Raw genomic sequence first — 9,766 nt, 5'->3', positions numbered from 1 at the left:
CCCTTGACGATGCCGAACTCGTCGTTGAGCACCTTGGCCAACGGACCCAGGCAGTTCGTCGTGCACGACGCGTTGGAGATGATGTTCTGGCTGCCGTCGTACTTGTCGTCGTTGACCCCGATCACGATCGTGATGTCGGGATCGGTGGCCGGCGCAGAGATGATCACCTTCTTCGCCCCCGCATCCAGGTGACCCTTGGCCTTGGCGGCGTTGGTGAAGATGCCGGTCGACTCGACCACCACGTCAACACCCAGATCACCCCACGGCAACTCGGCGGGACCGGCCTTGACCTCCAACGCCTTGATCTTGGTGGAACCCACCACGATGGTGTCGTCACCTTCCAAGCTGACGTCGTACGGCAGCCGGCCCAGGATCGAGTCGAACTTCAACAGATGCGCCAACGTCGCATTGTCGGTCAGATCGTTGACCGCCACGATCTCGATGTCCTTGTTCGCACCCAGCGCCTGCTGCGCATCCAGAGCCCGAAAGAAGTTGCGCCCGATTCGGCCGAAGCCGTTGACGCCTACCCGAACGGTCACTATGTGTTCTCCTTCGATCTTGACGAGTGCTCCGGTGAATTGCTCGAGGCCAGCCTAGTGGTGTGCCGATCGCAGCGCGAAGGCTGGTCAGTGCGCGGCGAGGCTCTGGTCGACGTAGGGATTGCCGAGCCACTTGCGCCGGATTCGCTGCAGCGTGCCGTCGTCTTCGAGTTCGGCCTGCGCCGCGGCGATGCGCTGCAACATCGCGTCGTCACCCAGGGCCACCGCGATGGCGATTTCCTCCCTGGAGATGTTGCGCTGCACCACCTCGACGTCGGCGATGGGCTTGACGAGCTCTGTGAGCACCGGTGCCAGCTTCATGAACGCATCGCAACCGCCGGTGCTCAGGTCGGCCAGCGCGGTCCGGATGCCGGCGTAGCCGTAGACGCGGACCGCCCCCGCCTTGCCGTCGATGACGAGGCGCTCGGCGATGGGCTGGCTGGTGTTGCCCTGCTGGACGCCGATCGTCAACCCGGCCAGATCATCGATCGAGCGCACCCGCGGAAACCGTTCGGTGTCGACGGCGAGCGACTGGCCGGAGATCAGATATGGCGGCGCAAAGGCGGCCTTGCGCTTGCGTTCGGGGGTGACCGTGGTGCCGGCGATGACGCAGTCGAACTGCCGGGCGCCCAGCGCATCGAAGATGCCGTTGAAGTCCGGTCCGTCGTAGGCGACGAGTTGAACCGACATGCCCATCGCCGCGGCGACCTCGGTAATGAGATCGACGTCGAGGCCGCCGCCGTCCGCGACGCCGTTGAAGGGCGGGTCGGGGAACGCAGCACCGACTCTCAGAATCGCCACGTGATCAACCTATGCCCCGTCGGCTATTCGTCGTCGAGAAGTTCACCGTCGTGGTGGATGCGGTTGGTTCTTGGTGGACCGTCACCGATGGACCACGCCAGTCGGCCATCGGGGGTGACGGTGGTGCTGGCGTGTCCGTCGGTGACGAGCTTGTGGTCGCGTGGGCAGCCGAAGTGCAGCTTGTCGGCGTCGGTGGCCCCGTCGGGATGCCAGTCCGGTGTGTGGTGCACTTCGCAGTCGTAACCCCATACGGTGCAGTCGGGCCGGGTGCAACCCTTGTCTCGCGCGTGGCAGATGATGCGTTGGTCCGCGGTGGCGATGCGTGTGCTGCGCCCCAGGTACACCGGCCGCTCGGAATGCCCGTCGAACACGGTCAAGTAGTGAATGCCGTTGCCTGCCATCCGAATCAGATCGCGCATCGGCAGCGACGACCCGCCACCGGTGCGTGCCGGGGCGGGCATCGCGACATCGGGATCGGTCGTCGCGCGGGCGGCCTGTTCCATCTGATCCACGGTCACGGTCGCGATCACGGTGACCGGGATACCGCGATGGGCGCCCAGGGAGCCGGACTGGAGACCCGCCCGCAGGCCCCACACCAGCGCGTCGTGCAACCGCTGCGGGCCGCTGCGATCATCGGTGGCCGCGTCCACCACCGCCTGGTCGGCACCCGGAACGTGGTGGCCCGGACGCACCGCCGCCTTGAGGGCTTCGACGTAGGCCCGTCCTTCTGGCGTGACCCAGCCCGACAATCGACTCATCCCGTCCGGGCCCTGCCGGCCCAGCGTCATGGAACGACGGTTCATTCGATCGCGGTCGTCGAACAGCCCGTCCGGGTTGAGGGTGTCGGCCAGGCGACGCCCTATCTCGGCGACGAACGCGGAGTCCTGCTCGCGGGCGTGGCGAACCAGCGTGCGTTCCACCCGGTCCTTCTGGTCGGCGACCGCGGCGGGTAGGACGTCGATCGCGTCGCACACCTGCTTGATGTGATCGTCTCCGACGTCGCCCGCCTCGACTGCAGCGGCGAGCGCAGGCAACTCCGGCGGCAACGTCACCCCGATCGGGGAGCGCCGCCGCGTGATCCGGGCGGCAAGCTTGAAGCGGCGCGTCACCTCGGCGGGCACGATGCGCAGTCGGTGAGCCAGCACGTCCCGCAGCTTCACGCCAGGAGCCTGGACAGGTCGGTCGTCGCCGTCGGGTGGGTCGGCCAGTTCGGCGAACACGCGGTAGGACAAACCGCGGTTGATCCGTAGCTGCGTCTCCAGCCGGTCGGCCACCTCGACGCGAAAGGCATTGCCCACCAGGTCCGTTGACGTCGCCCGCAGCCGGCTCAACGCTGCGTCGATCGCGTCGAGGTCGGCGGCCACTCGGGAGCGGGCCACCTCGGCAGTCAGGAACGGACGATCAACGGACACACCCCCACGCTAATCGCACAAAGGTTCGAACGACAGGTCGCGAGACCTCGCCTGTGGATGAAAACGTGACTGTGGATAACTGCAGCGTCGGCGTACGAAATCAGTGAAAACTCCGGCCGCCCCACCGTCCGAGCGGTTATGGTCCCGCCTGAAGTGGGAGGCTGATTTGTCCAAGAGCGCCGTTTGCCAGTTCGGGAGCCGCACGTCGTCGGTGCAGGTGTGGCTGCGGCTCACACTCGCAGCGTTCGTGCTGGCCTTCTACACCGTCATCGCGATGGCCGGTGGCATCGCTCGTGCCGACGACGACCCGTCCGCCTCGGGTGGTGAGCCCGGTACGAAGGGCACGACGTCCCAGCAGTCAGGCCACGCCGACGAGGTAAAGCCGCCGAAAGCCGGCGCCACCGATGGTCCCGCGCCCAAGTCCGACGAGCCCGAAAAGTCCGACGAGCCGAGCACCGTCGACCCGTCGACGAAGACGCCGAAGCCAACGGGCACAACGGAACCCACTGCGCCGACGGTGACTGGCCTTCGGGACAAGGACACGACCAGTCCACCAGCCGGCACACCCGTCGAACACACCACGACCACAGCCATTACTGAAACACCCGAAACCCCACCGCTGGTCGTCCCCGACGCCGGCCCAGCCACAACCGATCCGAGCGAAGTCGACGTCGAGCCGGCGACGTCCCTGCCTGCTGGCGCCTCACACGACTCGAAGCGGCCCAGCCCAACGGCCAGCGCCGCCGCACCCGCCACCGCCGAGCCCCGGCCGACTGCGACGGTCGAATCCAACGTGCGCAGTCTCAGGCCCCAGCTCGATCCCGAGCCGGCCAGCGCAGTCGGGGCATCGATCGCACCGCCCGTTCCCGCACCCGTCAGCCCCATTTCGTTCAACCCACCACTATTCATCCAACAGATGACCGGGTTGGTCGCGGACTTAGGAACGATCACGGTGTCCGTCGTGCACACCGCCGCGACCGCCGTTGCGCAGGCATTCGGACCCGATAGCTTCCTCGGCGCGCCCTACCTGCTCGCCTCCACGGTGGCCAACGTCGCGGCCGCCGTCGGCCGATCGATCATCGGGGCGCCGATGTTCGAACCCACCACGGGACAGTTCGACGTCAACTACGGGATCCTCGATGGGCTGGCGTTCTTCAATCCGACCAAGCCGCCCGCCGGTGCCAATGACGTGACCATCAAGGTGACCGCCGACCATCCGCTGCCGATCATCCTGATCAACGGCACCACCGCCACCCAGGGCACCAACTGGTCCGTCGGGGCACCAGTTCTCGCCAACGCGGGATACAAGGTCTACACGTTCAACTATGGCAACACCACCGGGAACCCGAACTCCCCGATCCAGGCCATGGGCGACATCAGGCAGTCCAGCGCGGAACTCGCCGCCGAGGTGCAAAGAGTGCTCGACGAAACGGGCGCCCCGAAGGTCATCCTGATCGGGCACTCCCAGGGCGGCGGAATCCTGGCCGTCGACTACATCAACAACATGGGCGGCGCGGACAAGGTGTCGCAGCTCATCGGGATTGCTCCGAGCAACCACGGCACCGACATCGACGGCCTCGGCGCGCTGCAGTCGCTGCCGATCTTCGGGCAGTTGGCCGTCGGCATCGCCAACGTGATCGGACCTGCCCTCTACCAACAGGCGCTGGGTTCGCCCTTCCAACAAGAGGTCTACGGCAATGGCGACACCCGGCCCGGCGTGCTGTACACCACGATCGCGTCCGTGAACGACTGGGTCGTCACCCCGTATACGCAGCAGGCCCTCACCGGTCCGCCTGGCTCGAACAACGTCACGAACATCGTGCTGCAAGACCGCTACCCAGGATTGATCCTCGGCCACGCGAACATCTTCTTGAGCCCTCAGGTGTGGTCGACGGTGCTCGACGCTCTGGCGAGCAACCCCGCAGCCAATCCCCTACCGGCTCAGAGCACCGTCGCCGCCTGAACTAGGCCTCTTCCAGCAGATCCGGGGTGACTGCCGACTCGGTGTCGGGAATCCCGTCCTGCTTGGCCTTCCGATCGGCCATCGACAGCAGCCGCCGAATGCGCCCCGCCACAGCGTCTTTGGTCATCGGAGGTTCGGCGAGCCGGCCGAGTTCCTCCAGCGACGCCTGGCGGTGCTCGACCCGCAACCGGCCTGCCGCCGAGAGGTGATCGGGCACGGTGTCACCGAGGATCTCCAACGCCCGCTCGACCCTGGCCGCCGCAGCGACGGCAGCCCGCGCCGAGCGGCGCAGGTTCGCATCGTCGAAGTTGGCCAGCCGATTGGCAGTCGCCCGTACCTCGCGGCGCATCCGCCGCTCTTCCCACGTCAACCGCGTGTCCTGGGCGCCCATCCGGGTCAGTAGCGCGCCGATGGCCTCGCCGTCGCGGACCACGACGCGGTCGCTGCCCCGCACTTCGCGCGCCTTGGCGCTCACACCCAACCGCCGCGCGGCGCCGACCAGCGCGAGCGCCGCCTCCGGCCCGGGACAACTGACCTCCAACGCCGACGAACGCCCGGGCTCCGTCAGCGAACCATGCGCCAAAAACGCTCCGCGCCAAGCGGCTTCGGCATCACCGACACTGCCGCCGACGACCTGCGCCGGCAGGCCACGGACCGGACGACCGCGCAGATCCAGCAGGCCGGTCTGACGCGCGAGCGCTTCACCGTCCTGCGCCACGCGCACCAGATACCTGGTGCTCTTGCGGATGCCGGTGGCCGACAGCACGTGCACGACGGCGTTGTAGCCGTATAGGTCGTAGATGTCCTTGCGCAACCGTCGCGCGATGATGCCCAGGTCGACCTCTGCCTCCACCACGACACGGCCGGCCACGATGTGCAGCCCACCGGCGAAGCGGAGCAAGGAGGCTACCTCGGCACGACGGGCGCTCACGGAGTTGATCGCCAACCGACTCAGCTCGTCTTTGACCTCGGCTGTCATCGCCACGAAAACGTCACCTCTCGTCGACCGATCTCACGGCAGCAGTTGGAACCGTCGGTGGCACCGGTGCGGTGCCACGCAGGCGGACGCGCTCCAGGGCCGCCGCCAATCTCGCCGGGTCATGTAATGGTGTACCAGGTCTGGACACGTCAGCAAACTCGACCTGAGCGTTGAGTATGGCTGCGGTGCGCCTGAGCTGTTCGCGTTCGCGCTCGCCGGGCACTCCTGCCGCGTCGACGACGATGTCGTGAACGGTGAAGCCGGGTGCGTGTTGCGCCAGGACGTGAATGTGCCGTTCGGCGGAAAAGCCTGCGGTCTCCCCCGGTTCGGCCACCAGATTGAGCACCAGCGCGCGCCGCGCCGACGTCGCCTGCAGTGCCTCCGCCAGCTGCGGAACCAGGACGTGAGGTATCACGCTGGTGAACCACGACCCCGGACCCAGCACTACCAGATCGGCCGCCATGATCGCGTCGATGGCCTGCCGCGTGGCCGGCGGATTGCTCGGCAGCAGCCGCACCCGCCGCACCTTTCCCACCGTGGTGGCGATGGCGACCTGTCCGCGGATCACCCGGCTCATCCGCGGATCGGACTCGAGGCCACCCACGTCGGCCTCGATCTGCAGTGCGATCGGGCACATCGGCAGGACCCGGCCCTTGAGGCCGAGGATCCGACCGAGCTCGTCGAGCGCCGCCACCGGATCGGCCAACACCTCGTTGAGCCCCGCGAGCAATAGGTTTCCGATCGGATGGCCGGCGAGTGCGCCGTTGCCGCCGAACCGGTGCTGGATGATGGTGCCCCACAGCTGACCGTGCGGGCTGTCGGAAGCCAACGCCGCCAAGGCCATTCGGAGGTCGCCGGGTGGCACGACGTCGAGCTCGTTGCGTAGCCGCCCGGATGAACCGCCGTCGTCGGCGACGGTCACCACGGCGGTGACGTGTGGGGTCAGCCTGCGGGCGGCCGACAACGTCGCGTACAGCCCGTGCCCGCCACCGAGCGCAACGACGCGTGGGCTCATGGCTCGACTCCCACGCGCTCCGGTCCTCGCTCGTCCCTCGCTGCGATCCTCACGCGCGCTCGTCTTCGCGGACTCATTCGCGCCCCAGGTCCCGGTGCAGCACCCGGACCGTCAACTGATCGCCACCCTCGAGACGCCCGGCGAGCGCCTCGGCAATGGCAACGCTGCGATGCTTGCCACCCGTACATCCGATGGCGACGGTCATGTATCGCTTTCCCTCCCGCCGGTAGCCGTCGATGACGACGTCCAGCAGCCGATGGTAGGTGTCGAGGAACTCCGCCGCGCCTGGTTGCCCCAGTACGTAGTCGCGAACCGCGGCGTGCTGACCCGTGTGCGGCCTCAGTTCGTCCACCCAGTGCGGGTTGGGCAGGAACCGTACGTCCATCACGGTATCGGCGTCCATCGGCAGTCCGTACTTGTAGCCGAACGACTCGACGGTGATGTTGGTGTGCGCGACGGTCTCGCTGCCGAAGGCCCGTTCGATGCTTGCCCGCAACTCGGGTACCGACAGGGTCGTCGTGTCGATCACCAGGTCGGCGGCAGCGCGCACCGGCGCCAGCATCGTCCGTTCGGCGGTAATGCCTTCTGCCAGAGTCTGATTGCCCTGCAGCGGATGACTGCGCCGGTTTTGTTCGTAGCGGCGCACCAAGATCTCGTCGGATGCCTCGAGGAAGAGCACCCTCGGTGTGATCTGCCGGGTGGCGAGGTCGTTGCGCACCCAGTCCAGATCGCCGGTAAAGCCCCGTGAGCGGACGTCCATCACCACCGCGAGCTGGGTGATCCGCGACCCGGCCGCCAAGCCCAATTCGACCATGCGGGCGATGAGTTCCGGCGGCAGGTTGTCTGCGACGTACCAGCCGAGGTCCTCGAGCACCTTGGCCGCCGTCCCGCGCCCTGCCCCGGACAGTCCGGTCACCAGAACAACGTCGATGTCGCCGGTCTCGTGGTCGCTCGGCAAGCCGTCCCTCAACTCCTCGGTCACGCGCGATTCGCCTCCGGCTCCTCGCTGCACGCCATTACCCGACCCCGTCATCCCGATGCTCTACTTCGATCATCGTCGATGATCACCTCGGGCGCGTCCGATTCGGCTGGTACGCCCAGCGCTTCCAACACCGCCTTCGCGGTGGCCACGCCGATGCCCGGCACCGAGGTGATCTCCTCGACGCTGGCCTGCTTCAGTCGGGCCACCGAACCGAAGTGGGTGACGAGTGCCTTGCGCCGGTGCTGACCCAGGCCCCGGATGGAGTCGAGCGCCGACGCCGTCATCCGCTTGGATCGCTTGCTGCGGTGGTAGGTGATCGCGAACCGGTGCGCTTCGTCACGGACTCGCTGCAACAGATACAGGCCCTCGCTGTTGCGCGGCATGATCACCGGATCCGGTTCGGACGGCACCCAAACCTCCTCCAGCCGCTTCGCCAGACCGATCACCGCGACGTCGGTCACGCCGAGCTCGTCGAGCACCGCAGCGGCGGCATTGACCTGTGGAGCGCCACCGTCGACGACGAACAGGTTCGGCGGGTAGGCGAATCGGCGCGACCTTCCCTCGGCCACCAGAGGCCGGTCCGCGTCCGCGACGTGTCGCATGAACCTGCGGCGCGTCACCTCGGCGATCGACGCAACGTCATCGGATCGGCCATCGCCCGCGGCCTCCCGGATCGCGTAATGCCGGTAGTCCGACTTGCGGGGCAGGCCGTCCTCGAACACCACGAGTGACGCCACCACGTCGGTGCCCTGGACGTGGCTGATGTCCACGCACTCGATGCGCAGCGGCGCGTCGGCGAGACCAAGGAATTCCTGAATGCTCTGCAGCGCAGCAGATCTTGCGTTGAAGTCGCCGGCGCGCTTGAGCTTGTGCTGGTTGAGCGCGTCCTGGGCGTTGCGGTGCACGGTCTCGGCGAGCGCGCGCTTGTCGCCGCGGGCCGGCACCCGCAACTGAACCCGCGATCCGCGCAGCCCCGACAGCCAGATCTCCACTTCCCCGGCGTTGCCGGGCAGCACCGGTACCAGCACCTGTCGGGGCACCGGGTTGGTCGCTTCGTCCGCGGCATCTCCGAGTTCCGCCTGGGCGCCGTAGAACTGCGTGAGGAACTGCTCGACGAGCTGCTCCTGGCCGGATTCGCCTGGCTCACCGGACTTTTCGACCACCCAGCCACGTTGACCACGGACCCGTCCGCCGCGCACGTGGAACACCTGAACGGCTGCCTCCAGCTCATCGTCGGCGAAGGCCACCACGTCGGCGTCGGTCCCGTCACCGAACACCACGGTCTGCTTCTCCAATGCCCGCCGCAGGGCACCGATGTTGTCGCGCAACCGCGCCGCCCGTTCGAAGTCCAGCTGCTCGGACGCCGCGTTCATCTGCTGTTCCATCTGACGGACGAACCGATCGGTCTTGCCAGCAAGGAAGTCGCAGAAGTCCAGCACGATTGCCCGGTGCTCCTCGGCACTGACCCGGTCGACACACGGCGCCGAGCACTTGTCGATGTAACCGAGCAGGCAGGGCCGACCAATCTGGTTGTGCCGCTTGAACACCCCCGCTGAGCAGGTCCGCGCGGGGAAGACCCTGGTCAACAGGTCCAGGGTCTCGCGGATGGCCCAGGCGTGCGAGTACGGACCGAAGTAGCGCACACCCTTGCGGCGTGGCCCGCGGTAGACGAAGAGCCGGGGGTATTCCTCGTTGAGGGTGACCGCCAGCACCGGGTACGACTTGTCGTCTCGGTACCGGATGTTGAATCGCGGATCGAACTCCTTGATCCAGTTGTATTCGAGCTGCAGCGCCTCGACCTCGGTGGTGACCACCGTCCATTCGACGCTGGCCGCCGTCGTCACCATCTGCCGCGTGCGCGGCGCCAGTCCGGAGATGTCGGCGAAGTAGGAGTTCAACCTGCTGCGCAGGCTCTTGGCCTTGCCGACGTAGACCACCCTGCCGTGCGGATCCCGGAACCGGTAGACGCCGGGCTCGATGGGAATGGATCCCGGAGCCGGCCGGTACGTCGCTGGATCGGGCACGGGTTCCAGGTTAGTACCGCCGGGTGACCCGATTTGAGGAGCGCTAGGCCA

At 67.3% G+C, this 9,766-nt stretch carries 8 protein-coding genes; 1 reads left to right on the top strand and 7 read right to left on the bottom strand.

The window, feature by feature from the left end; genetic code table 11:
* From N536_RS0130245 to N536_RS0130235, 3 genes are all read right to left on the bottom strand, one after another.
* Positions 1-539: type I glyceraldehyde-3-phosphate dehydrogenase (locus N536_RS0130245; protein ID WP_029117033.1), on the bottom strand; the 539-nt coding region annotated here is incomplete at its 3' end.
* 87 nt (positions 540-626) lie between these two features.
* Positions 627-1,340 carry an ABC transporter substrate-binding protein gene (locus N536_RS0130240; RefSeq protein WP_029117032.1) on the bottom strand — a complete coding sequence of 238 codons (714 nt, stop codon included), beginning with the start codon at positions 1,338-1,340 and terminating at the stop codon, positions 627-629.
* 23 nt (positions 1,341-1,363) lie between these two features.
* Positions 1,364-2,752 carry an HNH endonuclease signature motif containing protein gene (locus N536_RS0130235; protein WP_051574860.1) on the bottom strand — a complete coding sequence of 463 codons (1,389 nt, stop codon included), beginning with the start codon at positions 2,750-2,752 and terminating at the stop codon, positions 1,364-1,366.
* 166 nt (positions 2,753-2,918) lie between these two features.
* Here N536_RS0130235 and N536_RS42420 point away from each other — a divergent pair, with 166 nt between their 5' ends.
* A complete protein-coding gene (locus N536_RS42420; protein WP_036438112.1) occupies positions 2,919-4,715 on the top strand; it encodes a triacylglycerol lipase in 1,797 nt (598 codons plus the stop codon).
* A 1-nt stretch (position 4,716) separates the two neighbouring features.
* On the opposite strand, the gene whiA is transcribed toward N536_RS42420, so the two are convergent.
* The 4 genes from whiA to uvrC all read right to left on the bottom strand — a co-directional run bounded on the left by whiA (position 4,717) and on the right by uvrC (position 9,715).
* Positions 4,717-5,694, bottom strand: coding sequence for a DNA-binding protein WhiA (whiA, locus tag N536_RS0130225; protein WP_029117029.1), 978 nt, complete (start codon positions 5,692-5,694; stop codon positions 4,717-4,719).
* Positions 5,695-5,707: 13 nt separating this feature from the next.
* A complete protein-coding gene (yvcK, locus tag N536_RS0130220) occupies positions 5,708-6,709 on the bottom strand; it encodes a uridine diphosphate-N-acetylglucosamine-binding protein YvcK (protein WP_029117028.1) in 1,002 nt (333 codons plus the stop codon).
* A 73-nt stretch (positions 6,710-6,782) separates the two neighbouring features.
* Positions 6,783-7,742, bottom strand: a complete 960-nt coding sequence (gene rapZ, locus N536_RS0130215; RefSeq protein ID WP_369798484.1) for an RNase adapter RapZ — start codon at positions 7,740-7,742, stop codon at positions 6,783-6,785.
* Positions 7,739-9,715 carry an excinuclease ABC subunit UvrC gene (gene uvrC, locus N536_RS0130210; RefSeq protein ID WP_029117026.1) on the bottom strand — a complete coding sequence of 659 codons (1,977 nt, stop codon included), beginning with the start codon at positions 9,713-9,715 and terminating at the stop codon, positions 7,739-7,741. The genes rapZ and uvrC overlap by 4 nt, the downstream gene beginning before the upstream one ends.
* Between the last annotated feature and the right edge of the window lie 51 nt (positions 9,716-9,766).

It is taken from the genome of Mycobacterium sp. URHB0044, from assembly GCF_000620625.1.
Classification (GTDB): Bacteria; Actinomycetota; Actinomycetes; order Mycobacteriales; family Mycobacteriaceae; genus Mycobacterium.
Note: the sequence above shows the minus strand (reverse complement) of the source record. Positions and strands in the feature narration are given on the sequence as shown.